The sequence below is a fragment of the Pseudacidovorax sp. 1753 genome, assembly GCF_040544975.1.
In the GTDB taxonomy this organism is placed as follows: domain Bacteria; phylum Pseudomonadota; class Gammaproteobacteria; order Burkholderiales; family Burkholderiaceae_C; genus Xenophilus.
This window is the reverse complement of the sequence record NZ_JBEPKY010000007.1, coordinates 222,489-247,969: the sequence shown is the minus strand read 5'-3', so window position 1 is coordinate 247,969 and position 25,481 is coordinate 222,489. Positions and strand designations below refer to the sequence as shown.

The following is a 25,481-nucleotide window of genomic DNA, read 5'->3' as shown; positions in this document are numbered from 1 at the left end:
TACCGAGACTTCACCTTCATCAAAACGGCCTCCTGCCCTTCATGACAGGGCAGCCCAGGAGACACACCCATGACCGATTTCCAGGATTCCCAGGCGCGCAACCGCGCGCTCGCCCACGAACTCATCGAGGCCGAGCGCAGCCGCCAGCCCGTCGAGCACTTCAGCAAGCGCCTGTCCGGCATGACCATCGCCGACAGCTACGCCATCCAGCGCGAATGGACGGCGCTCAAGCTGGCCGGCGGCGACACCATCGTCGGCCGCAAGATCGGCCTGACCTCGCGGGCCATGCAGATCGCCTCGCAGATCACCGAGCCCGACTACGGCGTCTTGCTGCAGAGCATGGTGATCGACAACGGCACCGAGGTGGAGGCCGCCCGCTTCCTGGTGCCGCGGCTCGAAGTCGAATTCGCCTTCATCCTCGCCAAGCCGCTGCGTGGGCCCAACGTCACGCTGTTCGACGTGCTCAACGCCACCGACTACGTGATCCCCGCGCTGGAGCTGATCGATGCCCGCATCGAGCAGTTCGACCGCGTGAGCAAGGCACCGCGCAAGGTGCTGGACACCATCGCCGACAACGCCGCCAGCGCCGGCATCGTGATGGGCGGCCGGCCCATGCGGCCGGACCAGGTGGACTGGCGCTGGGCCGGCGCGCTGCTCTTCAAGAACGGCGTGATCGAGGAATCGGGGCTGGGCGCCGCGGTGCTCAACCACCCGGGCAACGGCGTGGCCTGGCTGGCCAACAAGCTGGCTCCGCACGGCGAGGGGCTGGAGGCCGGCCAGATCGTGCTGGGCGGCTCCTTCACCCGGCCGGTGCATTGCGCCGCCGGCGACACCTTCCACGCGGACTACGGTTCGCTCGGCTCCATCTCCCTGAAGTTCGTCTGATGACCTCCACCGTGAACACCTTCAAGGCCGCACTGGCCGCACCCGGCGCTCAGATCGGCCTCTGGCTCGGCCTGGCCGAGCCCTACACCGCCGAGCTGTGCGCCACCGCCGGCTTCGACTGGCTGCTGGTCGACGGCGAGCACGGGCCCAACGACCTGCGCTCCATGCTGGGCACGCTGCAGGCGGTGGCGCCCTACCCCGCCCACCCCGTGGTCCGCATTCCGCACAGCGACGCGGCGCTGGTCAAGCAGGTGCTGGAGATCGGCGCCACCACACTGCTGGTGCCGATGGTGGAAGACGCCGAACAGGCCCGCGGCCTGGTGCAGGCCATGCGCTATCCGCCGCAGGGCATCCGCGGCGTGGGCAGCGGCCTGGCGCGCTCCTCGCGCTGGGGCGCCGACGCGCACTACCTGCAGACCGCCAACGACCGCATGTGCCTGCTGGTGCAGGTCGAAACGGCCTCCGCCCTGTCGCGCATCGACGAGATCGCGGCCGTGGAAGGCGTCGATGGCGTGTTCATCGGCCCGGCGGACCTGTCGGCCTCGATGGGCCTGCTGGGCCAGCCCGGCCATCCGGACGTGCGCGCGGCCATCGAGCATGCATTCGCCCGCATCCTGGCCGCCGGCAAGGCGCCGGGCATCCTGGCCACCGACGAGACGGTCGCCCGCCACTGGATCGGCAAGGGCGCACGCTTCATCGCCGTGGGCGTGGACGCGACCCTGCTGGCCCAGGCCAGCCGCGCCCTCGCCCGCCGCTTCAAGGAAGCCCCGGCGCCCGCCGCCGGCAACGCCTCGGGCTACTGAGCATGCAGGCCGCACTGGACGAACTGCGCCAAGCCTTCGCCGGCCGCCTGCTGGTGGACGAGGCGGACAAGGCGCCCTTCCTGACCGACTGGCGCCGCAAGTGGACCGGCCAGGCCCTGGCCGTGGCCCAGCCCGACATGGCCGCCGACGTGGCGGCCGTCGTGCGCTGGTGCGCCCGGCACCGCGTCGCCGTGGTGCCGCAGGGCGGCAACACGGGCCTGTCGGGCGGCGCCACGCCCGACACATCCGGCCGCACACTGGTGCTGTCGCTCACGCGCCTGAACAAGGTGCGCGCCATCGACACCATCAACAACACGCTGACGGTGGAAGCCGGCGTCACGCTGCAGCAGGTGCAGGACGCCGCACGCGAAGCCGGCCGGCTGTTCCCGCTGAGTCTGGCCGCCGAAGGCACCTGCACCATCGGCGGCAACCTGGCCAGCAATGCCGGCGGCGTGCAGGTGCTGCGCTACGGCAATGCGCGCGAGCTGTGCCTGGGCCTCGAAGCCGTGACGGCACAAGGCGAACTGTGGGACGGCCTGCGCGGCCTGCGCAAGGACAACACCGGCTACGACCTGCGCGACCTGTTCATCGGCAGCGAAGGCACGCTGGGCGTCATCACGGCCGCGGTGCTCAAGCTGCACCCGCTGCCCGCGGCGCAGGTGGCCGCCTTCGTCGCCGTGCCCGATCCGGCTGCCGCATTGCAGCTGTTGCAGCTGGCCCAGTCGCGCCTGGGCGCCGGCCTCACGGCCTTCGAGCTGATGAGCGACACCTGCATCGCGCTGGTCGAGAAGCACGTGGACAGTGCCCGGCTGCCGCTGGCCGAGCGCTCGCCCTGGTACGTGCTGCTGGAAGTCAGCGACAACGTGGACGAAGCCCATGCCAGCGCCGCCATCGAGGGCCTGCTGGAAGCCGCGCTGGAGCAGGAACTGGCCACGGACGCCGCCCTCTCGGCCACGCTGGCGCAGTTCCAGGCCCTGTGGGCGCTGCGCGAGGACATCTCCGAATCGCAGGGTGCCGAGGGCCGCACCATCAAGCACGACATCGCGCTGCCCATCTCGCGCATCGCCGACTTCATCGCCAACATGGGCGAAGAGATCGCGCAGCGCTGGCCGGGCGAGCGGCTGGTCGTCTTCGGCCACCTGGGCGACGGCAACCTGCACTACAACCTCTCGCCCGCCGCCGACCGGCTGGGCCCGGAGCACCGGGCCGCCTTCGAGGCGCTCGAAAAGCCCATCAACCAGTGCGTGCACGACGCGGTCGTGGCCCATGGCGGCTCGATCTCGGCCGAGCACGGCCTCGGCGTGCTGCGCCGCGACGAATCCGCGCGCCACAAGTCGGCGGTCGAACTGCGCCTGATGCAGGCCGTCAAGGCCGCACTCGACCCGCACGGCCTCATGAATCCCGGCAAGTTGCTGCCACCCAACCAGGAGCATTCCGAATGACCACTTCCCTGCTGGACGTGGCGGGCGTCAAGGTCTCGCCCGACCACTACATCGACGGCCGTCGCGTGCCCTCGGCCACCACCTTCGAGCTCTTCAGCCCCATCGACCAGCAGCCGCTGGGCCGCATCGCCGAAGGCCTGGAGGACCACACCGAGGCCGCCATCCAGGCCGCGCAGCGCGCCTTCCCGGCCTGGAGTGCCCTGAGCGCGGCCGAGCGCCTGCCCTACCTGGAGCGCTTCGCCGAAGAGATCGGCAAGCGTGCCGACGACTTCTGCCGGCTGGAGAGCACCGATGCCGGCGTGCTGCTCTCGCGCATGCGCCACGGCGTGGTGTCGCGTGCCATGCTGAACATCCGCTGGTTCGCCCAGCATGCGCTGGAGCTGCAGAACCGGCCCATCGACACCGAGCAGGCCCACCACATCGTGCGCCACGACCCGGCCGGCGTGGTGGTGATCATCACGCCGTGGAACGCGCCGCTGATGCTCTCCACCTGGAAGCTGGGCCCGGCCCTGGCCGCGGGCAACACCTGCGTGCTGAAGCCGCCGGAGTGGGCACCGCTGACCTGCTCGCTGCTGGCCGACTGCGCCGACGCGGCCGGCCTGCCGCCGGGCGTCTTCAACGTGGTGCAGGGCACGGGCGCCAACACCGGTGCACGGCTGGTGGGCGATGCGCGCATCGCGCGCGTCTCCTTCACCGGCAGCGTGCCGACGGCCAGACTCATCGCACAAGCGGCCGGCGCCAACCTGGTGCCCTGCAGCCTGGAGCTGGGCGGCAAGAGCCCCTTCATCGTGCTGGAGGATGCCGACCTTGACGGCGCCGCCGCCACCGGCGCGCTGATGTACCGCAACGCAGGCCAGGTCTGCCTGGCGGGCACGCGCTTCCTGGTGCACGAGAAGGTGGCCGAGCGCTTCATCGCCACCATGCGCAGCCACGTCGAGAAGCTCACCGTGGGCGATCCGCGCGACGAAGCCACCGAAGTCGGCCCCATCATCCATCCGCGCCAGGTGGACCGCGTCGAAGGCTTCGTGCAGCGCGCGGTGGCTGCCGGTGCCGAGCTGCTGTGGGGCGGCGAGCGCCACGGCTTCGGCGCCCAGTACTTCAAGCCGACCATGCTCACGAAGGTGGCGCAGGACAGCGAGATCGTGCAGAACGAGGTCTTCGGCCCCGTGCTCACGCTGCAGACCTTCGCCAGCGACGAAGAGGCCATTGCCCTGGCCAACGGCACCGACTACGGCCTGGGCGGCGTCTGCTACGGCGAGACCGAGCACGCCACCGAGATCGCCAAGCAGGTGCGCACCGGCTTCATCTGGGTCAACAGCTTCGGCATCCGTGACCTGGCCGCGCCTTTCGGCGGCATCAAGCGCTCCGGCGTGGGCCGCGAAGGCGGCGACTGGAGCTTCGAATTCTTCTGCGACGTCAAGGATGTCGTGGTCCCCAAAAAGCCGTTCAAGGCGAGCTTCAGCCACCGCTGAACGCCATCAGGAGACATTCCCATGGGACAGATTGTTGGATCGGCCATCGTGTCGCATCACCCCGGCCTCATGCAGTGCGAGGAATTCCGCCGCCTGCAGGGCGCCGGCGAGGACTCGGACCTGATCGCCGGCTATGCCCGGCTGCGCGAGCGCATCGCGGCAGCGAAGCCGGACGTGGTCATGATCTTCGACAGCCACTGGTTTACCACCGGCTACCACCTGGTGGACGGCGGCGCGCGCTACAGCGGCACCTACATCTCCGACGAGATGCCCTGGTACCTGCACGGCGTGCCCTTCGCCTACCGCGGCCATCCGCGGCTGGCCCGGGCGCTGGAAACCGCCTCGCGCGCACGCCAGGGCTACGTCCGCGTCATCGACCACCCCGATCTGGGCCGGCACTACGCCACCGTCAACCTGGTCAAGCACTTGCGGTTGGAGCTGGACGACACGCCGGTGGTGACCGTGAGCTCGTGCCAGAACTGCCGCTGGGAGCAGTTCGTCCAGTCCGGCGAGGACATCGGCGAGGGCATCCGCGCCAGCGGCCTGCGCGTGGTGTTGCTGGCCTCGGGCGCGCTCAGCCACAAGTTCAACGGCATCGACTGGAAGCCGAACCATCCGCGCATCTTTCACGAGAGCAACGTCTCCTCGCCCGAGAACATCGAAAGCGACAAGGGCGCCATCGCGCTGATGGCCGAAGGCCGCCACGACCTGATCCTGGAGCGCTGGGACGGTGAATACCGACGCAAGCCCTGGGAGGCCTTCGGCGCGCACTACCTGCAGATGCTGGGCGCCATGGGCGGCGCCGACTGCCGCGCCAAGGGCGAGGCCCTGTCCGCCTACGAGAACGCGCGCGGCACCGGAAACATCCACATCTGGTTCCCTGCCTGAGCCCCACAAGAATCGCCATGAACTTCGAATTTCCCCTCCAGAGCCTGCCCGCCGTGATGCAGGGCCCCCGCGTCGAGCGACGCCGCGTCCTCATCGGTGGCAGCGCCTTCTGGGGCACGATGGTGGAAGAAGGCGCCGACGCCGGCCGCCTGCGCCTGGACTACGGCCGCCTGCTGGACGCCGACGCGCAGACCTACCTGCCGCCGGTCAACCCGAGCAAGATCATCGCGGTGCACATCTCCTACAGCTCGCGCAGCATGGAGACGCGCAACAAGCCCAAGCCCACCGAGACGCCCACCTACTTCACCAAGCCGCCGACCTCGCTCAACGGCCACAAGGGCCAGATCCTCAAGCCGGCGGACTGCAAGTACCTCAACTACGAGGGCGAGTACGCCGTCGTCATCGGCCGCACCTGCCGCAACGTGACGCCCGACGAAGCCTGGGACTGCATCGAAGGCTTCTGCCCGGCGCTGGACATGGGCCTGCAGGACTTCCGCGACACCGACCAGGGCAGCATGCTGCGCGTCAAGGGTGCGGACACGCTGCTGCCCATCGGGCCCGGCATCGTGCGCGGCGTCGACCTGTTCGCGCAGACGCTGCGCACCACGGTGGACGGCCTGGTGGTGCAGGAAGCGCAGATCGGCGAAGAGACCATCTGGGGCCCGCACTACGTGATCGCCGACATCGCGCGCCACATCACCCTGATGCCCGGCGACGTGATCCTGATGGGCACGCCCTGCCATTCGCGCAGCGTGAACCCGGGCAACGTCGTGGCCTGCGAGATCACCGGCATCGGCCGCGTGGAAGGCACGGTGGTGGCCATCGACGCGCCGCGCGCGGCGGCCCTGGGCGTGGGCCATGCGCCCACCGACAGCCCCGAAGTGCGCCGCGTGGCGCTCGGCTTCGACGAGCGCGTGCCGGAACACTTCAAGGCCAACCTGCGCGCGGCCAAGGGCGAATGATCGGCAAGGTCTGCGTTCAGGCCCATGGCGCGACCCTGGACGCGGACGACGCCGTCTCGATGGATGTCCGGCCGTTCCACTGGACCCAACCATGACATGCATCAAAAGCCTTGGATGAGTGCCTGGGAAGATCGTCGTGCACCCGGACACACGTGCTCCGACCAGTGCGGCACCCCCGAAAATTCTGCAAGGCTCCTATGCGTCGCTCCTTCGATTCCAGCGTTTCCAGAGAAAGTCTGTTCATACCGGCGCTGGCCCCCTTCTACGAGAACCTCGCGCAGCCTCTGGGATGGCTGTTGCTCCGGCTGGTTCTGGGCGGCTGGCTGCTCCACGAGGGCTGGCCGAAGATCCTCGATCCGATGGGCCAGGTGCAGTTCGTCGAGATGATCGGCTTCCATCCGGGTTGGCTGTTCTCGCCACTGCTGGCCGTCATGCAGGTCGTCGGCGGTGCGGCCATCCTGCTGGGTTTTCTCACCCGGCCCTTCGCCCTGGCCAACGCGGTCATGCTGTTCGTGACGGTGTGGTTCCACTTCCACTTCCCGTACAACGCCCAGCCGCTGCTGACCAGCGCCGGCCTTGAAGCGATCAAGGCCCATCCGGAGTTCCTGACGCCCAATGGCACGAAGCGGCTCATGGACGCCGGTGTCGCGTTCACGGACCTGCTGCAAGGCAAGGCCGTGCAGCTGTCCAGCATCTGGGCCTTCGGCTGCCTGTTCTTCGCGGCCTTCGGTGGCGGGATCTGGTCGGTCGATCGACAGCTCAAGAAGTCCTTCTGAAGCGCAGCGCTGCCATGCCAGCAGCGCTGCGCGGCTCAGGCGGGTTGGGCGTGCGTCGGCGCCTTGCGGCGCGATCTGCGCCGCCGCTGGGTCAGGCTGAGCAGACGTCGCTCTTCGGCCACCGCTTCCTCGTCCCATTCCTGGAGCAGTTGAATGAAGGCAGCTTCCGGGGCACTGGGACTGCGCGAACCCAGCCGCGCAACGCTGAAATTGCCATAGTCGCCCAGCGGCGGGGTCGGCAGCACCACGAGCCGGCCGGCACGCAGGGCGTCGGCCACCATGAACATGCACATCGGCGCGATCGCATCGCTGCGCAGCAACACATCTTCCAGCACGCCCTGGCTGTCGCACACCACACTGAGCAGCCGTCCCGCACGTTGTTGCAAGGCCTCCGCACCGAGCACGCGGCCCAGGAACTGCCGCGCGGAGCGCAGCGGAAAGTGCGGGCCCACCCAGGGATAGGCCAGCCACTCCTCCGGCGTCTCCGGTGACTCTGCCCGGTCCAGCGGATGGCCGGTGCGCGCGACGAGCACGGCCGCATGAGGCCGCAAGGGCAGGATCTCCAGATCGTCCAGCCCCTCGGTGTCGCCCACGTTCGACAGCATCAGGTCGATCTCACGGGCGCGCAGCCGCTGCGGCAACTCCTGCCAGGCGGAGAACACTACCTCCACCCGCAGTTGGGGGTGCAGATGGCATAGACGCCCCAGCACGGGACCGATCAGCGCCGCGCCGGCCACCGGGCCGGCACCCACGCGCAACGTGCCGAGCTCGGCCCCCTTGGCCAGCGCCACGGCACGCTGCAGGTCGTGGGCATTGAGCACGGCCTTGCGTGCGTAATCCAGCAGGATCAGACCGATGGGTGTCGCCTCGACCTCGCCACGCCCGCGGTCGAACAGGCGGGCGCCCAGCAATTGCTCCAGCCCTTGAATACTGCGGCTGAGTGCGGGCTGCGTGATGTGCAGCGCATCGGCGGCACGGGCGTAATGACGGTGCTCGTCCAGAGCCAGGGCGTGTCGGAGATAGCGGTTGGGTACGAGCATTGATGCTCTCAGATTTATCCGACCGATGATTCTGATGCATTTGACTTTGCCGGGGTCCAACGGAACCATGCGAACTGCAAATAAACGTCGGGAACCTTGCAAATGATGCGGCCATCGGAGGGAAGCAAACAACGCTCCGGATACCTCGCAAGATCCATGACATACATCAAAGCAACCCTGTAAGAGGAGCGTATCCGTGGACGTTCAAACACCCCTTTCTTCAAAGCCGACTCACGCGGCTTGCTGCGCGCACGGTCCCTGGAATCCGCGCGCGCCGATACCGGCAATAGCTTGCGTGCCGGCGGTTCCGGGCCTGCAACTTCTTTGGCGCACAGGACTGCATCGCGAGAGAAATTCAACGGCCGCTCGGCCGCCTATTTACAGCGCGTCCGCCGCGCCGCTGGCTTTCGAGATCGCAAGCATCTAGTGGCGAGCAGAGCAAGAACATGAAGGTTGGATATGCGCGCGTGTCTACGGACGAGCAACATCTCGACTTGCAGCTTCAAGCGCTGGAGGGCGCTGGATGCGATGTGGTGTTCAGCGACCAGGGTGTGTCAGGGGCGATCTTCGAGCGGCCAGGGCTCACGCGGGCCCTGCGCCGGGTACGCAGGGGCGACACCCTGGTCGTCTGGAAACTGGACCGGCTGGGACGCTCCCTGGGAAAACTGGTTCAGGTGGTCGGGGTGCTGCGCAGCAAGCAGGTGGAGATCGCGTCGCTGTCGGAAGCGATCGATACCGCCACGCCGGGGGGCACATTCCTTTTCCACCTGATGGCGGCACTTGCGGAATTCGAGCGCTCCTTGATCAGCGAACGCACGCGCGCCGGTCTTGCCGCCGCCAGAAAGCGAGGGCGACGCATCGGCAGGCCGCCATCAATTCCCGAGGGCGAGCTCGCGTCCCTGATCGAGATGGCCGGATCGGGCTTCATCGACATCGAGAAGGCGGCAGACCAATACAAGGTGCACCCGCGCACGCTCAAGCGCCACCTCGTGCGCGCGATCACCGCAAGAGCTTGAATGGCACGCGGTCCGTCCTCTGCGAAGAGGCGGACCGGCGGCCGGAGAGCCCCATCCATTGGCGTGCTGCACCTCTCAGACAATTCGTTGCAACTGGACGCAAAGGACGGTGACGGAAATTCCGGCATTGAAATCCAGCGGCTTTTGGCACATCGCCATTCCGCATCGGGCCGCCCCTCTTCAATCCACCTTCACCTGATACAGCACGCTGCCCTCGCCACCGCCGTTGAGGGTGCCCATGAAGGACCAGACGACCGGCCCCGTGCCTCCCACGGACTGAACCTCATCGCAACCCACCGGCGTGGCCGGTGCCGAGGACGTGCCCGCGTTCATCGGCGTCACCTTGGTGCAGGCGGTCAGGCTCGATGGCGTCGTCTCGGTCCTGGCCTGCACGAAGCTCGTGTACGTGGGTGTCGCATCGCTGATCACCAGGCGCGTGATGGGCGACAGCGAGTTGTTGGTGTAGGTGATGCGGTACTCCAGCACCTCGCCCGACTTCGCCCTGTTGTTGGTGCCAAAGGTCGTCACGCCCTGCGTCACGTTGCGCACCTCCTTGGTCAGCTGCAGCGCCGCGTTGCTCAACGTCGTGGTGTCGGTGGCGGTGTAGCTTGCGCTCAGGCCTGGCGCCGCGTTCGAGAAAGCCAGGGTCGCCGTCACCGGCACGGCGTTGCTGCTGCCCTCGGGCGCCGTGGCCGGCGCGAGTTCATGGACCAAGAAGCACACCTGCTGCCCCTGCACCAGGGTCAGCGTCGTCGGCGTCGGTGCCAGTTGCTGCGCCGTCAGATCCAGCTTGCCCGTGCAGTTCGCGTCCAGGTACGCCATCTCCGTCCAGCCCGTGACGCTGCCCGGCGTGGCCGTCGGCGTCCCCAACTGCACCTTCAGCACGCCACCGGTGCCGGCCGCAAAGATGTGCGGATGGACGACGCGGCCGCCGGCACGCCCCTGCTGGCGGCTCGCCGTGGGCGTCAGCGTGCTGGCCGGCACCTGGCCGAAGTTCAGCGTCACCGTGCCCGAGGACGGCGCCGTGAAAGCCGCCTGCTGGCTGGCCCGCATGTACGTGTAGCCCACGCCGCCCACGGTGGTGATGCTGCCGTCGGGCAGCAGCGTCCCTGCCGCATTGGCACCCGTGGCCACCGTGCTGGCCGGCAGCACCGCCTGCACGCAGACAGGCTGGCCGATCTGCGCCGTCGGGATGCTCAGGCTGTAGCTGCCGTTGCCGTCCGTCGTGGCGCTGGTGTAGGTGGTGCTGGCGCAGTCGGTCAGGTGGACGGTGATGCCGCCGACACCGGCTTCCGAGCCGTTGCGCAAGCCGTCGTTGGGCGTGCCGGTGTTGGTGCTGCCGCTGGGCGCGCCGCCGTCGTTGAACACCACACCGGCGATGCCGTTGCGGGTGTTGGTGAAGGTACAGGTGATGTCCGCACCCGCGCGCATCTGCGTCGTCGACAGGTCGATCGCGATGCCCGAGGCGACGACGGTGCCCAGGGCCCCGGTGCCGTTGCCGCTGCTGGTGCCGTTGGCGTCCACGCAGCTGATGCTCGTGGGTGTGCTGGGCCAGCCGCCGGGTATGCCCTGGGTGATCCTCACGGCGGTGCCAGCGGTGCCGTTGAAGGTGGCGCTGGTCACCGCTGTGCCGGCGATGGCCGTGCTCAGTGCGGCGCTGGCGGTGTCCAGGCCGGACATGACGAAGTTGAAGCTGTCGGTGCCGCCATTGCTGACCTGGGCGATCTTCACCCTCGGCATCGCCACCAGCAGCACCTTCTTGTTGGCGTCGTCGTACTGGATCATGCCCTGGTAGCCGATGGCGCCCAGGTTGGTGGACGCGAAGGCGCCGCTGCGCGTGCCGCTGTAGCTGAGCAGCGTGTAGGTGCCCGTGGTGCTGAAACCGCTGAGCTTGTTGATGACGAGCTTGCCGCCCAGGGAGACATCGCCCGTCACGTTCACCAGGTCGCTGACGCCGCCGCCGATGGTGCCCGACGCGCCCAGATCCAGGATCAGCGTGGCGGTGCTGCCCAGCGTGAGGACGCCCGTGTTCAGCGTGCCCGCCGCGCCCGATGCGGCGCCGGGGCTGAGGGTGCCTGCGACGTTCACGGTGCCAGCCACCGTGCCGGTGCCGCCGAGTGTGGCGCTGCTGGCGACGCTCACCGCGCTGGCGCTGGCCGTGCTGCCGGTCACCCGCAAGGTGCCGCTGTTGACGCTGGTGCTGCCCGCATAGGTGTTGGCGCCGCCCAGCGTGACGATGCCGGGGCCCTCGATGACCAGCGCCTGGGTACTCGTGCCGGCGATCACGGCATTGATGGTGGCCACGCCGTTGCTGCTGGTCAGGGTGTTGCTGGCACCCGCGAGGGTCAGCGCCTGGCTGCCGCCGAGGATGTAGCCGCCGGTGGCGAAGGTCATGCCACCGATGCTCTGGGCCGCCGTGACGGCGACCGTGCCGGCCGTGCCCCCGAACGTGGCCACGTTGCCGCCCGTCCAGTTGCCGTTGGGTGAGCCACTGCTGGTGGTCCAGTTGGCTGAAGTGCCGTCCCAGTTTCCATCGCCACCATCGATGCTGGCGAGGGTGGGGTTGGTGTCCCAGTAGGTGTAGGCGCCGGGTGGCGGACCGGCCAGCAGTTCATTGGCGCCACTCGACCAGTACGTCAGGGAGGCATCGTTGCTGCCCAGCTTGACCTGGTTCAGCGTCGGCAGGCCCAGCGTGTTGCGCGCGGGCGCTGGCGAGCCGCTCACACTGGTGGCGTAGAAGCCGGTGCTGCCCGCCACCCAGTTGCTCGCCGTGAGCGTCAGGCCTGGTCCCAGGTCGCCCAGCAGGGACACCGTCAGCTTGCCGCCGCTGCCGAAGCCGATGCTGCTGCTGGCTGTCTGCGTGAGCGTGCCCAGGCTGTGGGCATTGACGCCCACGTTGAGCGTGCCGCCCGCCATCACGACATCGACACCGGGTGCCGCGACGGCGGCGCTCAGGTTGAGCGTCGCGCCCGGGTTCAGCGTGATGGTGCCGGCGCCCCTGATGGCCGTCACGTTGCTCGTGCCACCGCCGAGCACCAGCTTGCCGCTGCTGCCCAGGTCGAGCCAGCCTCCCGCGTTGACCGTCAGTCCGCCCGACAACGTCAGCGTGCCGGTGCCCAGCTCGAGCGTGCCGCCGCTGTCGACGGTCACGACCTTCGACAGGGCTTGGCTGAAGCCCCCCAGGCTGACGGTCCCGCCGCCTCCGATGGTCAGTGCCGTTGCGCCAGGCAATGCGTTGTCGACGCCCACCGCGAGCGTGCCCGCCGTGACCGTGGTGGTGCCCGTGTAGGTCTTGCCCACGCCCGACAGCATCAGCGTGCCGCTGCCCGTGTCCTTGACGAGCGCGCCCGCACCCAGAAGGTTGCCCGAGAGGGTCTGGTTGGCACTGCTCGAATACTGCAGCGTCCCGTCGTTGGTGATGCTGCCGTTGTAGACCGCACCAGCGCCCAGGGTGCCGGCGCCGCCGATCCGGAGGACCCCCGCGGACAGCCCGATGGGGCCGGTGAAGGTGTTCGCGCCGGTCAGGGTGAGCGTGCCGGCGCCGGTCTTGCTGAGCGTGACGCTCAGGGCGTTCTGGTAGTTGCGCAGAGGCGCCGCGATCACCAGGCTGTCGGCCGCCCCAGGCAGGCTGAAGGTCGTCGTCTGGACCAGGCCCGAGCCCAGGTTGATCGTGGCGAAGGGACCGCTGGCGTTGATGACCGACTGGCCGGTGGCCGTGACCGTGCCCGGCAGTCCGAACGCGCCATACGTCGCATTGGCGCCGCCATTGGCGTCGACCGTCGCATCCTTGAGCACGAGGTCCTTGAGCGTCGTGTAGTAGCCATTGGCGCTCATCCGGCCACCGTTGAGCACGACGGAAGCCGTGGTGGCGGCATCGATGCCCCAGCTGCCCGTGGCGCCGAATGCCAGCGTACCGCCGCTGTTGACCGTGATCGTGTTGCCCGTCGGCGTGACCGCATTGGCGGTGTTGGCCAGCACCAGGGTGCCGCCGTTCACCGTGGTGGGCCCGGTGAAGGTGTTCTTGGCCGTGAGCGTGGTGGTGCCCGGGCCGGCAAACACCAGGGCGTTGCCCGTGCCGCCGGCGATGACGGCGCCGATGGTGGCCGTGACCGCCGCGCCTGAAGTGCCCACGGTGTTGGTGGTGTCGGCCAGATTCAGGATGCCGCCGCCCAGCGTATAACCGGAGGCATTGAACGTGAGCCCGCCGATGCTCTGCGTGCCGGACACCGCGACCGTGGCCGGCGCCGCCAGCGTGCCGCCGAAGACGGCGGTGCCCGTTCCCCCAACCCAGGTGCCATTGGCGGTGCCATCGCTGTTGGCCCAGTTGACGCTGATGCCGTCCCAGGTTCCGGCGCCGGCGTCGATCTGGTTGTTGCCAGGGGTGATGTCCCAGTTGTTCAAGGTCCCGGCCGCCATCAGTGCGCCGGCAGCGCCGGCCGTGCCGGCCCAGTAGGTCGCGCCGGCCGGATTGCTGCCCAGCTTCACCTGGCTCAGCGTGGCCAGCCCGGTCTGGTTCCGCGCGGGATTGCCGTTCACGCCTGCAGCCACGAAGGGCGTGGTGCCGGCGGTCCAGTTGCTGGCCGTCAGCGTCTTTCCCGCTGCGATCGGCCCGAGCGTGGCGACGCTGAGGCTGGCCCCGGTGAAGTCGATGATGCTGTCGGCCGAGGTCAGCGACAGCACACCGAGGCTGTGCGAGAACGTACCCAGCGTGAGCTTGCCGCCATCCATCACGATGTTGATGCCGCTGTTGACCAGCGCCTTGGTCAAGGTGAGGGTGGCGCCCGCACCCACCTTGAGCGTACCGCTGCCGCTGATGCTGCCGATGCTGCTGCTGCCCCCGGAGAGCGTCAACGTGCCGCCCGCCATCGACAGCGTGCCGGCACTGCCCACGGTCAGCCCCGCCGAAAGCGTCTGGCTGTAGGCGCCCAGGTCCAGCGTGCCGCCATTCACCGTCACGGCGCTCGCCGACGGCAGCGCACCGTTCGCGCCCAGCGAGAGCTTGCCGGCATTGACCGTGGTGCTGCCGGTGTAGGTGCTGGCACCACTCAGGGTCAGCGTGCCCGCGCCGGCCTTGACCATGGCCGCCGCCGTGGTGCCCGCGAAGTTCTGCAGCGGCGCTGCGATCGACAGGCTGTCGGTGCTGTCGACCACGCTGAAGGTGGTGGATGCGCCCGCGCTGGAGCCCAGCGCGATGCTGGCATTGGCGCCGCTCGCCGTGATGCTGGAGGCGCCGCCCGTCGCGCTGACCGTGCCCGCCAGGCCGAAGGCGCCATAGGACGCGCTGATGCCGCCATTGGCGGCCACAGTGCCGCCGTTCAGCGCCAGGTTCCATAGGGTGTTGTAGTAGCCGCCGGAGTCGAGCGTGCCGCCCGCGTTGACCTTGATCGCAGCGGAGGAGGTCGTGGTGTGCACACCCCAGTTGTCACTGGTCCCGAAGGCCAGCGTGCCGCCGCTGTTCACCGCGATGGAACCGCTGGCGGGCGTCACGGCCTGGCTGCCATTTGCCAGCACCAGCGTGCCCGCCTTCACCGTGAGCGGGCCCGTGAAGCTGCTGCGGCCCGTGAGGCGGATCGTGCCCGTGCCGGTCTTGTCGAAGGCGTTGCCACCGGCCAGTTCGTTGCCCACCGTGGCACTCACGCCGGCATCGGCGGTCAGCGTGTTGGTGGCGAGCCCACCCGTCAGCGCCGAGCCGCCCAGGCTGTAGCTGCTGCCGCGGAACGCCAGCCCGCCGATGGTCTGCGCCGCCGTGACATTGACCGCCCCGCCCGTGCCCGTGAAGACGGCCAGCCCGTTGGCGGCCCATGCGCCGTTCTGGGCGCCGTTGGCGTCCGTCCAGTTGGTGTTGGTCGCGTTCCAGGTTCCGGCGCCGCCGGCCACGTTGCTGTTGTTGGCCGCCCCATTGCCGTCCCAGTACGCGCCGCCGTCGCCCACCGCCTGGTTGGTGAAGGTGCAGGAAACGGCCCGGCCATTGCCCGCGAACGAGAACTGCGCCGATCGGGCCGGCGTGCCCGCGGCGTCGGTGGTCGCGCCTGTGTTGTAGGCCATCGTCGCGCCCGCCGCCTGGCCGGTGCAAGCGATGGCGCTGAGCCGGAAGCCCGGTGGCGTCGTGGCCTGGGTGAGCGTGGTCTTGTCGTTGACGGCGGTCAGCGTCTGCATCGGGCCGGCGGCACTCGTGCCCGGCGCCGTCGTGGACACGGACTGGCTCGCGATGCCGTTGGTGCCCGTGTAGCCAAAGGTGCTCGTGCCGCCATTGCTGACGGCATTGACCGTGGTGCGCGTCGAACAGATGGTCGACGACTGGCTGTCGTACTGCACCAGGAAGCCCGACCAGCCGCCGCGATCGGCGATGCGCACCAGGATCTCGTTGCGGCCCACCTTCCAGCTGTTGTCCAGCACGAGGGTGGCGCCCTGCCCGGGCGAGTAGTTGTTGCCGTCGATGTTGTCCGGGATGTTGGGGCTCGCCTGCGCCACACCGTTGACATACACCGATCCCAGCGAATCGTCCGCGAAGAAGCTGAGCTTCATGTAGAACGCCGACGGGTCCAGCTGGGAGTCCAGGTCGAAGAGATACCGGTACCAATAGGTGTAGCGCCGATAGGTCGCGGGGCTGGAGCCATCGGTGTTGTGCGCGATCCAGTCCGCGTTGTTGAACGGCGAGGTCGCCCAACCGGCCCGCTGGCTCACCACATAGGCATCCACCCATTGGGAACTGTCGACGGTGTAGGGCGACGCCGCGTCGCGGGCGGATGCATTCACCTGCCAGTAGGTGTCGCGCGTGCCCGAGGCCTTGGGCGGACCGGCAGGGTTGCCGCTGTAGGCCGTGTTGAAGAGGTACCCGGTCGAGTTGCAGCTGATGACCGGAATGGTGGTCGCACCGGCCGGCTGCACCAGCGCCAGAAGCAGCAGCACCGCCACCAGCACGACATGGGCCAGCACGGCACGCCAGGGCACCTTGCCGCCTTCTCCTTGACCATCCCTGTGCAGCACCGGCTTCGGCTCATCCTGCAATGCCGAATGGTGGTTTGTCTTCTTCATCGTTCCGTGATCGATCCGCTTCGCTGGACTGCCCTCTCGCCAGTCGGCTGCGGGAGGTCGCACTCCGGCGGCCGTGGCAGGGCATCGGCAGGGGGCCGCAGGTTGCGGCTCGCCCGGGCGGCCCGCGTGGCGTCGCGCCGGCCCGATGCGACGCGGAAAGGGACAAGGTGGCGTCCTTGATCGCCACGTTGCTCGCCTGTGAGCCCCCGCACTCGTGATCGCGGTACGGTATCCGAGCCCTTCGCCCGACTCGGGGAGCTGTGGCTGCCTAAACCGGCGTTTCGTGTGAAGTTCCTCACTTCCCGGATCAAGTTCGCGACTGCATGGATCAAGGTTGTGATGTCGCCCGCCATGCAGGCGATCCAGGGCGGCGCATTCGTTGGCCGAGGTCCCTGACGCGTCCATGGAGGCTCCCATGCGGATCCATCAAAGTTCTGCCGGACATGCCGCCAAGGCGCTGGCGAGCCGGCAAGAAGCCGCCGACCGGCTCCAAGCCAGTCGGCGGCGGACGCCGCGCCCTCAGTCCACCTTCACCTGGAACAGCACAGCCCCCGTGCCGCCGCCATTGAGCGCGCCCGTGAAGGTCCAGCTCAGTGCCCCCGTGCCGCCCGCGGCCTGGGCCACGTCGCAGCCCACCACCGGGGCCGGCGCCACGTTCGCCGGCGTCACCTTCGTGCACGCCGTCAGGCTAGCCGGGGTCGTGTCCGTCTTCGCGCTCACGAAGCTCGTGTACGTCGGCGTCGAATCGTTGATCACCAGGCTGCTGAGCGGCGACGGGGCCGTGTTGGTGTACGTGATCCGGTACTCCAGCACTTCACCCGACTTCGCCTGGTTGTTCGTGCCGAAGGTCGTCACGCCCTGCGTCACGTTGCGCACTTCCTTGGTCAGCTGCAGCGCCGAGTTGCTCACCGTCGTCGAGTCCGTCGCCGTGTAGCTCGCGCTCAGGGTCGGCGCGGCGTTGGTGAAGGTCAGCGCCGCCGTCACCGGCACGGCGTTGCTGTTGCCCGTGCCCGCCTGCACGGGCACCTGCTCCTGCACCACGAAGCACACCACCTGGCCCTGCGTCACCGTCAGCGGCGTGCCCGAGGGGTACAGCCGCGTGGCATTGGCCTGAACGGTGCCGGTGCAGCCCGTGTCCAGGTAGGCGATCTCGCTCCAGCCCGTGACCGTGGCCGGGTTGGCCGTGGCGGTGCCCAGTTGCACCTGCAGGCTGCCGCCCGTGCCGGCGGTGAAGCTGTGCGTGTGCACCGCCTTCACGCCGGGCAGCGTCTGCCGCGCGCTGGTCGCCGGGCTCAGCGTGCTGGCCGGCACCTGCCCGAAGCTCAGCGCCACCGTGCCCGAGGCGGGGGCCGTGAAGCTCGCCTGCTGGCTGGCCCGGGTGTAGGTGTAGCCCACCCCGCCCACGCTGGTGGCGCTGCCGTCGGGCAGCACCGTGCCGGCCGCGTTGGCGCCGGTGGCCAGGGTGTTGGCCGGCAGCACCGGCTGCACGCACACCGTCTGGCCGATCTGCGCCGTCGGGATGCTCAGGCCGAAGGCGCCATTGCCGTCGGTGGTGGTGCTGGCGTAGGTGGTGCCGCTGCAGCTGGTCAGATTGACCGTGATGCCACCGACGCCCGATTCCGCGCCGTTCTGCAGCCCGTCGTTGGGCGTGCCGGTGTTGGTGCCGCTGCTCGGGGCACCGCCGTCGTTGAACACCACCCCGGAAATGCCGTTGCGGGTGTTGGTGAAGGTACAGGTGATGTCCGCACCGGCGACCATCTGCGCAGTCCCGAGGGTGACCTGAACGCCCGAGACGGTGCCCAGGGCGCCCGTGCCGTTGCCGGTGCTGGCGCCGTTGGCGTCCACGCAGCTGATGCTGCTGGGCGTGGCGGGCCAGCCGCTGGGGATGGTCTGGTTGATGACCACCTGGGTGCCGACGCTGCCGTTGAAGGTGCTGCTGCTCACGCCCGTGCCGGCAGCGGTGGTCGTGAGGCTGGCGCTGGCGGTGTCCAGGCCCGTCATGACGAAGCTGAAGGTGCCGGTGGCGCCGTTGCTGACCTCGGTGATCTTCACGCGCGGAATCGCCACCAGCACCACCTTCTTGTTGACATCGTCGTACTGGATCACGCCCTGGTAGCCGATGGCCGCCAGGTTGTTGGCCGAGAAGGTGCCGGTGCGCGTGCCGCTGTAGCTGAGCAGGGTGTAGCTGCCAGTGGTACTGAAGCCGCTGAGCTTGTTGATGACGAGGTTGCCGCCCAGGGTGACGTTGCCCGCCACGTTGACCAGGTCGTTGACGCCACCACCGGTGGTGCCCGGCGCGGCCAGGTCCATGCGCAGCGTGGCAGTGCTGCCCAGCGTGAGGGCGCCCGTGGTGAGGGTGCCTGCTGCGCCCGCCGCAGCGCCGGGGCTGAGCGTGCCCGAGACCGTCACGGTGCCCGCCACCGTGCCCGTACCGCCCAGCGTGGCGCTGCCGGCCACGCTCACGGCGCTGCCGCTGGCGGTGCTGCCCGTCACCAGCAGCGTGCCGCTGTTGACGCTGGTGTTGCCGGTGTAGGTGTTGGCGCCGCTCAGAGTGGTGGTACCGCCGCCGTCCTGGCTCACCGTGCCCGAGCCGCTGATCACCTTGGCGAAGCTGTAGGCGTCGCTGCGCTTGAAGCTCAGCACGCCGCTGTTGCCCAAGCTCACGCTGGCATGCGAGGCGATGTCGCCGGTGCTGCCGCTGTCGCCGACCTGCAGCGTGCCATTGGTCACCTGGATGGGGCCGGTAGCGGTGTTGCTCGCGCCGGAGAACACCATCGTGCCGCCGCCGGTCAGGATGAAGCCGGTGTCGCCCTGGCCAGGGCCGGTGCCGTATCCGAAGTAGCCCGTGCTGCCGATGGTCAGCTTGGTGCCCGAAAGCACGTTGTAGGTTGTGCCGCCGGCCTTGACGTTGTTGACGTTGGCGGCGCTGATCGCGCTGTCGGCCGTCACCTGCACGTCGCCCGACATCCTGTAGACGCCGTTCGTGACGCCCGTGCCGGACACGGTATTGAGCGACATGAGCGATCCACCGTTCAACGTCAAGGCAGGCATTTCGGTCGAAGCCGCAGCCGTCGTGTTGACGCCCCCACCGGATTGGATGACAACACCCGTGACCCCCGTGCCCGCGGAGGCAGGGCAGCCGAGCTGGTTGTCGGTGCCGAGCCAGATGCCGGAATTCGAGCCGATTGAGAGCGTGCCTTTGCCCAGGGGCGTGCTCGTGCTGCTGCTCGAACAGGCGATCGCCGGACCCACGAGGTCGATGCCCGCATTGCTGAGCGTGGTTCCTCCGGTGTAGCTGTTGTTCGGCGAGGACAGCTGCAAGGTCCCGCCGCCGGTCACCGTGACGCCGAAGTTGCCTTGGATGGGCGCATTGATCGCCACGGCCTGGCCTCTTGACGAGTTGACGGTGATCGTGGCGTCCTTGGTCAGCATCAACAGACCCCCGGCATTCGCATTGATGGTGTAGCCGTAGGTGCCGAAGTTCAGGCCGCCGATGTTGGCCGCGTAGCTGTTGGCAAGCGTGACGGAGCCCGCCGAGCCATTGAAGTAGGCCGTCTCGGTGCCGCCGGCCCAGGTGCCGCGCGGCGTACCGCTGCTGGTGGTCCAGTTGAGGGTGCTGCCGTCCCAGTTGCCGCTACCGCCATCGACGGTGGTGTTGCTGGCGTTGGTGTCCCAGTAGGTGTAGGTGCCCGTGGTCATGGGCAGCAGTTCGTTGCCGGTGCCGGACCAGTAGGTGGCCGTGGCGGCATTGCTGCCCAGCTGGATCTGGTTCATGGGCGCCAGACCGACCTGGTTCTTTGCCGGACTGCCGGTGACGGCCGTGGCGTAGAAGCGGGTGGTGCCCTGCGTCCAGTTGCTGGCCGTGAGCGTCAGGCCCGTGCCCAGGCTGCCGAGCGTGGCCACCGTCAGGCTGCTGTTGCCACCTGCGAAGTCCACCGTGCTGGTGGCCGTCTGCGTCAGGGTGCCCAGGCTGTGGGTCTTGCCGCCCAGCGCCAGGGTGCCGCCGTCGAGCTGGATGTTGACATTGCTGTTGCTGATGCCGGGCGTGCCGCCCAGCGTCAGGGTGGCGCCGCCGGTGAGCTTGATGGTGCCTTTGCCGGCGATGGCGGCGATGCTATGGGTGCCGCCGTTGAGCGTGAGGGTGTTGGTGCCCGTGCTGCCCATGTCCAGCGTGCCGTTGACGGTCAGGTTGCCGGTGAGGGTCTGATTGAAACCAGCCATTGCCAGCGTGGCGTTGTTGCCGACCGTGACGGCACCCGCCCCAGGCAAAGCGTTGTCCGCGCCCAGCGCCAGGGTGCCGGCGTTGACGGTGGTGCCGCCGTTGTAGGTGTTGCCCGTGCTGCTCAGTGTCAGGGTCGCGCTGCCGCCCGTGTCCTTGACCAGCGAGCCAGTGCCAGTGATGGTGCCCGACAGCGTCTGGTTGGCGGTGCTGGAGTACTGCAGGGTGGCGTTGTTGGTGATCGCACCGGCATAGGCGCCGCTGGTGCCATTCCAACCCAGCGAGCCAGCGCCGCCGATCTGCAACGTCCCGCCACTGATCGTGCTGGAGCCTGTGTAGGTGTTGCTGCCCGTCAGCGTGAACGTTCCGGTCCCAGCCTTTGTCAGGCCCCAGTTGCTGGTGTTGTTGCTGAGCCATGCGGCATTGGTCAACACGCCCGAGAAGGTAGTGCTGCCGTTGTCGTTGCCGACCGAGATATTCGGCGTCCCTGCGCCGGTGTCCCCCACGCCCATCGTGCCAGCGCCGGACAGGCTGCCCATGTACATGTTGCCGCTGCCATAGAAGGACAGGCGGCTGGTGCCGTCAACGGCAACGGCCAGCTTGTTGTTGGTCGTCCCGTTCTCGATCCACAGCGTTCCGTAGTTGCGCACATTGGCCTGCCCCGTGCCTGCAACCGTCCCCTTCAGAACCAGACGGTCGTTGTAGTTGCCACTGCCAGGTAGCGCGCCGCTCGGCATCGTCGAACTGCCGGTCACGTTGACCGTCGCCTGGTTGAAGGTGATGTTCGAGATGTACGTGGCAATGGTCGAAGTCGACGCACCGTTGTACTCCAGCGTCCCAGCAACGTTCCACGGCGCGCTGTACACGTTGTATCCGCTGTTGTTGAATGACAGCGTCCCGCCAGCGCTCAGCGTCAGGGGGCTCGCAGGGTCCATGAGGACCGCGGTGCTGATGACGGAAACACCATTGGGAATGGTGAGCCCCCCTGAGAAGGTATTGGTGGCGCCCAGGGTCAGCGTTCCCGTCCCTGCCGTGGTGATGCTGAATGCGCCGCTGATGGGCACGTTGATCGCCGTCGTGCCGCTGCCGGGCAGCGTCACGGTGGCGTTGCTCGCCAGGGACAGGGTTCCGCTGGTACTGACGTTGCGGGCGATGGTGTAGCCCCCCGTGCTGAACGTCAGGCCTCCGATGCTGGGGCTGTAGTTGTCCCCCAGGATCACGATGTCGCCTGCGGTGCCGCCGAAGGTCGCCACGCTGGTTCCCCCGGCCCATGTGCCGTTGAACGAGCCGGTGCTGTTGGCCCAGTTGGGGAGGGTGCCATCCCAGGTGCCGGCACCGCCGTCGATCTGGTTGTTGCCGGCGATCTTGTCCCAGTAGGTGAAGCTGCCGCTGGATGCGCGCAACTCGCCGGGCGTGCCGGTCGCCCAGTACGTCAGCGCGGCGTTGCCACTGGTGCCCAGCTGGATCTGGTTCAACGGCGCCAAGGCCGCTGTGTTGCGTGCCGGGCCGCCGTTGACGGCCGAGGCGTAGAAGTTGCCTGTGGTGCTCGTCCAGTTGGTCGCGGTGAGGGTGCCCGTGAAGGTCGCGCCGATGTTGGCCACAGTGAGCTTGCCGCTGCCCGCGAAGTCGATGCTGCTGCTGACGGTCTGCGTCAGTGTGCCCAGGCTGTGGGTCAGGCCGGTCAGGCTCAGCAGGCCGCCCGCCATCTGGATGTTGACGCCGGTGTTGGCGAGGGGTGCCTTCAGGTTCACCGTGGCGCCCGCTCCCACGACGATGGTGCCCGAGCCCGTGACCGCGCCGATGTTGTTGGTGCCGCCCGAGAGCGTGAGCGTGCCGCCATTGAGCACCAGGGTGCCTGCCTCGGCACTCAGGCCGTTGGACAGCTCCAGGCTGATGTTGGTGCCCAGGGTGAGCTTGGCGCCAGAGGCGACCGTCACGGCACTGTTCTTGTTGAGCCCGTTGGTCACCCCGATGGTCAGGACACCCGCATTCACGCTGGTCGTGCCGCTGTAGGTGTTGACAACCGTCAGCGTGGTGGTGCCGCTGCCGTCCTGGCTCACGTTGCCCGAGCCGCCGATGGCTTTACCGAAGGTGTAGTTGTCGCTGCGCTTGAAGCTCAGGTTGGCCGTGTTGGTGGCCAGTGCTACGCTGGCGTGAGAGCTGATGTCGCCCGTGGTCCCGCCATTGCCCACTTGCAGCTTGCCATCGCTCACTGTGATGGCTTTGGTAGCCGTGTTGTTTGGACCATAGAACACCATCGTTCCGCCGCCCGAAAGCGTCATTGCCGATTCAGAGGCGCTAGTCCCAAGGTAGCCAGTCACCTTCAGCGTGAGGCCTGAAGGCACCGAGTAGGTCACACCTCCGCTTTGGCTGTTCACCACATTCAGTGCGCTGATCGTGCTGTCCTTCGAAACGGTGACGCTCTTCAAAGCGTAGACCCCCCAGGTCAAAGCGTTCGCCGCCACGGCGTTATACGAAGACAAGTCGCCGCCATCCAGGACGATGGGCGCCATCTGCGCCGTTTGCGCGGCGTTCTGCTTGAGCGTTCCCCGGACGATGTATTGAGAAGGCCCAGTGCTCGGATAGGTGAAGGCACACCCTAGCGAATTGTCAGCACTGCCGCCAGTGGTCGTAGGATTGACGTCCAGAATGGCGCCGGATTCGATGGTGACGACGCCCGTCCCCAAGGAAGAAGTGCCAGAGTTGTCGCAGCCGTTGGTCGTTCTGTCGATGCGCAATGTACCGGCGGCGACCGTGGTGCCACCCGCGTAAGTGCTGTTGGCGGTCAGCGTGAGCGTCGAACTGCTGCTCGTGTCCTTGATCAGCGAGCCAGTTCCACTGATCACACCCGAAAGCGTCTGGTTGGCGCTGCTCGAATACTGCAATGTCCCGTTGTTTGCGATATTGGCACTGTATGGATTGCCTGCCCCACTTGCCAATGACCCTGCACCGGCAATTTGCAGGGTCCCGGCATTGATGGTCGTCGTACCTTGGTACGAGTTACTGGCCGTCAGTACCGCCGTTCCCGCACCGGACTTGACGAGCGGAGAAATGTTCCAGAGCTGCGCGCTAGTCGTCAACGTCGAACCAGATGCAGTATCCAAGGTCAACGTTTGACCATTCAAATTCATGCCGATTTGCGACGTCGACTTGAAGGTCGAGGACGCACCGGACTGGCTACCAATGGTCAGCGCGCTGACCAAAGGAATACCACCGTTTCCATCTGTGCCGGTCACGTCCATTGTGGAACCGTTTCCTAGCGTGATGGTCGTTGCGCCGCCATATCCGATGTTGAGGCGATTGGTAGCGGTAAACGTCAAATTTGCATTACTGCCCACCGTGAACTGCTTGCTGAGGAAGCCAGCTCCATTGCCGACGTCAGTAGGCGCAGCGATGTTCAGCGTGCCAGCGTTGACTGCGGTTGCGCCTGAATAAGTATTCGTGGCAGTCAGCGTGGTAGTGCCCGGTCCGGCAAAAGCCAGCGAATTTGAACTACCGCCTGATATCACTGAACCGATACTGGCTGTTCCAGCGGTGCTGATGGTGTTTGTTGTCCCTGCCAGGCTCAATGTGCCACCCGTCAGCGTATAGCCAGTGGTCGTGAAATTCAGGCCACCGATGCTTTGCGTCCCGCTCACGCTCACCGTGCCACCGGTGCTTCCGCCGAAATTGGCAATATTAGTCCCGCCCGACCAAGCGCCATTCAGCAGACCACTGCTAATGGTCCAGTTGAGCGTGGTTGAATCCCAGGTCCCCGGCCCCCCGCCGCCCACGGCGCCGTCGATGGTGGTGGAGTTGTCCCAGTAGGTATAGGCGCTGGCAGGCGTCGTGTTGAACTGAATCACCACGCGACCATTGGCGCCATCGCCGGAATTGCCACCCTGGCCAGCTCCGCCATTGAGACTATCGCTGCTGTTGCCAGCAGCACCGCCGCCGCCAGCTAAAGCCGAATTTGCGCCTGGCGACGTGCTAGCCGAGAGCGCAGACACAGCCGCCCCGCCCGTGAAGCTGGAGCCGCCACCGCCGCCGCCGTTGTTCTGCGTACTGAGGTTGCTCTGGCAACTGCCACCTCCACCACCAAAGTAGCCACCACCGCCGCCACCGCCGCCTTCTCCATAGTTGCCGCCCGTGCCCGTGTTGAGAGATGTGTTGCCTGCACCCGTGCCACCCTTGTAGGAAGTGCCAGCGGTAGCCGCTGCACCGCATGCGGCCACAGTACCCTTGGTAGCCGCCGCGCCCCCGGCGGTCTGGGTGCCCCCTTGACCGGTGTTGCCTGTATCTCCCGCCCCGCCAGTGGCGCCCCCGCCGCCGCCAGCGATGTAGTCGGCCCCCGGAGAAGATCCACCGCCGCCGCCGGCAACCAGTTGAGGTGTGCCCCGGCCCGTCCCTGTCCACACCGCTGAGAAGCCGCCGCCACTGGCCCCTGTCGGGGCTGGCGCAGTCCCCGAGGCTGAGCCGCCTGGACCACCTCCACCGAAAGTACCGTTGGGATCAAGTGCTCGGGCAGTCCTTGCCGCCGCGCCGCCTTGCCCCACCGTCACGGTCAAAGTCTGTCCCGGCGTAACCGCAACATTGCCGGTCACGTAGCCGCCGCCACCACCGCCAGCTCCGTTGGCCCAGTAACTCAGGTCAGGCCCGCCCCCACCGGCGCCCCACGCCTTGACGTTGATCGAGGTGATGCCCGCCGGCACGGTAAAGCTCTGGTCAGCCCCCGTGTAGTCCAGGATCAAGCAGGCGTTGTAGCCACTATTCGGTGTACATGCGGAGACAGCGGACGCGGGCAGGGGTGCCCATAGACGCAGGAGCGCCATCCACAACGGCCACAACCTGCGCAGCCACATCGCAGACCTGCCCCACAGCGCCTGTTTAGACATCCCACTTTTTATTGGCGATGCCAAGCCGTTAACGCGATTTATCGTTTTCATTCTGCTGTCGAGAAAAAG

At 67.7% G+C, this 25,481-nt stretch carries 11 protein-coding genes; 8 read left to right on the top strand and 3 right to left on the bottom strand.

The window, feature by feature from the left end; translation table 11 throughout:
- Positions 1–69: 69 nt before the first annotated feature.
- The 7 genes from hpaH (at position 70) to ABIC63_RS10935 (ending at position 7,228) form a co-directional block, all read left to right on the top strand.
- Complete coding sequence (gene hpaH / locus ABIC63_RS10965; protein WP_354319763.1) at positions 70–885, top strand: 2-oxo-hept-4-ene-1,7-dioate hydratase; 816 nt, start codon at positions 70–72, stop codon at positions 883–885.
- Positions 885–1,688, top strand: coding sequence for a 4-hydroxy-2-oxoheptanedioate aldolase (hpaI, locus tag ABIC63_RS10960; RefSeq protein ID WP_354319762.1), 804 nt, complete (start codon positions 885–887; stop codon positions 1,686–1,688). The genes hpaH and hpaI overlap by 1 nt, the downstream gene beginning before the upstream one ends.
- A gap of 2 nt (positions 1,689–1,690) precedes the next feature.
- On the top strand, positions 1,691–3,130 hold the full coding sequence (locus tag ABIC63_RS10955; protein WP_354319761.1) for an FAD-binding oxidoreductase: 1,440 nt from the start codon (positions 1,691–1,693) through the stop codon (positions 3,128–3,130).
- Positions 3,127–4,602 carry an aldehyde dehydrogenase family protein gene (locus ABIC63_RS10950; protein WP_354319760.1) on the top strand — a complete coding sequence of 492 codons (1,476 nt, stop codon included), beginning with the start codon at positions 3,127–3,129 and terminating at the stop codon, positions 4,600–4,602. The genes ABIC63_RS10955 and ABIC63_RS10950 overlap by 4 nt, the downstream gene beginning before the upstream one ends.
- A gap of 21 nt (positions 4,603–4,623) precedes the next feature.
- On the top strand, positions 4,624–5,490 hold the full coding sequence (locus ABIC63_RS10945; protein ID WP_234193762.1) for a DODA-type extradiol aromatic ring-opening family dioxygenase: 867 nt from the start codon (positions 4,624–4,626) through the stop codon (positions 5,488–5,490).
- 17 nt (positions 5,491–5,507) lie between these two features.
- Positions 5,508–6,452: a fumarylacetoacetate hydrolase family protein gene (locus tag ABIC63_RS10940; protein WP_354319759.1), complete on the top strand. Its 945-nt coding sequence runs from the start codon at positions 5,508–5,510 to the stop codon at positions 6,450–6,452.
- 296 nt (positions 6,453–6,748) lie between these two features.
- Positions 6,749–7,228 (top strand): DoxX family protein, encoded by a 480-nt coding sequence (locus ABIC63_RS10935; RefSeq protein ID WP_354319758.1) that lies wholly within the window; start codon positions 6,749–6,751, stop codon positions 7,226–7,228.
- Positions 7,229–7,263: 35 nt separating this feature from the next.
- On the opposite strand, the gene ABIC63_RS10930 is transcribed toward ABIC63_RS10935, so the two are convergent.
- Positions 7,264–8,268, bottom strand: coding sequence for a LysR family transcriptional regulator (locus ABIC63_RS10930; RefSeq protein WP_354319757.1), 1,005 nt, complete (start codon positions 8,266–8,268; stop codon positions 7,264–7,266).
- A gap of 446 nt (positions 8,269–8,714) precedes the next feature.
- Here ABIC63_RS10930 and ABIC63_RS10925 point away from each other — a divergent pair, with 446 nt between their 5' ends.
- Complete coding sequence (locus ABIC63_RS10925) at positions 8,715–9,284, top strand: recombinase family protein (RefSeq protein ID WP_354319756.1); 570 nt, start codon at positions 8,715–8,717, stop codon at positions 9,282–9,284.
- A gap of 180 nt (positions 9,285–9,464) precedes the next feature.
- On the opposite strand, the gene ABIC63_RS10920 is transcribed toward ABIC63_RS10925, so the two are convergent.
- Positions 9,465–16,319, bottom strand: coding sequence for a beta strand repeat-containing protein (locus ABIC63_RS10920; protein ID WP_354319755.1), 6,855 nt, complete (start codon positions 16,317–16,319; stop codon positions 9,465–9,467).
- A 519-nt stretch (positions 16,320–16,838) separates the two neighbouring features.
- Entirely contained in the window at positions 16,839–25,349 is an 8,511-nt protein-coding gene (locus tag ABIC63_RS10915) for an autotransporter-associated beta strand repeat-containing protein (protein ID WP_354319794.1), read from the bottom strand.
- Positions 25,350–25,481: the final 132 nt, after the last annotated feature.

Coding starts and splice junctions, on each gene's coding strand:
- ABIC63_RS10915 (WP_354319794.1), bottom strand. CDS start 25,349: ATGGCGCTCCTGCGTCTATGGGCACCCCTGCCCGCGTCCGCTGTCTCC.
- ABIC63_RS10925 (WP_354319756.1), top strand. CDS start 8,715: ATGAAGGTTGGATATGCGCGCGTGTCTACGGACGAGCAACATCTCGAC.
- hpaI (WP_354319762.1), top strand. CDS start 885: ATGACCTCCACCGTGAACACCTTCAAGGCCGCACTGGCCGCACCCGGC.
- ABIC63_RS10940 (WP_354319759.1), top strand. CDS start 5,508: ATGAACTTCGAATTTCCCCTCCAGAGCCTGCCCGCCGTGATGCAGGGC.
- ABIC63_RS10950 (WP_354319760.1), top strand. CDS start 3,127: ATGACCACTTCCCTGCTGGACGTGGCGGGCGTCAAGGTCTCGCCCGAC.
- ABIC63_RS10955 (WP_354319761.1), top strand. CDS start 1,691: ATGCAGGCCGCACTGGACGAACTGCGCCAAGCCTTCGCCGGCCGCCTG.
- ABIC63_RS10930 (WP_354319757.1), bottom strand. CDS start 8,268: ATGCTCGTACCCAACCGCTATCTCCGACACGCCCTGGCTCTGGACGAG.
- ABIC63_RS10920 (WP_354319755.1), bottom strand. CDS start 16,319: ATGAAGAAGACAAACCACCATTCGGCATTGCAGGATGAGCCGAAGCCG.
- hpaH (WP_354319763.1), top strand. CDS start 70: ATGACCGATTTCCAGGATTCCCAGGCGCGCAACCGCGCGCTCGCCCAC.
- ABIC63_RS10945 (WP_234193762.1), top strand. CDS start 4,624: ATGGGACAGATTGTTGGATCGGCCATCGTGTCGCATCACCCCGGCCTC.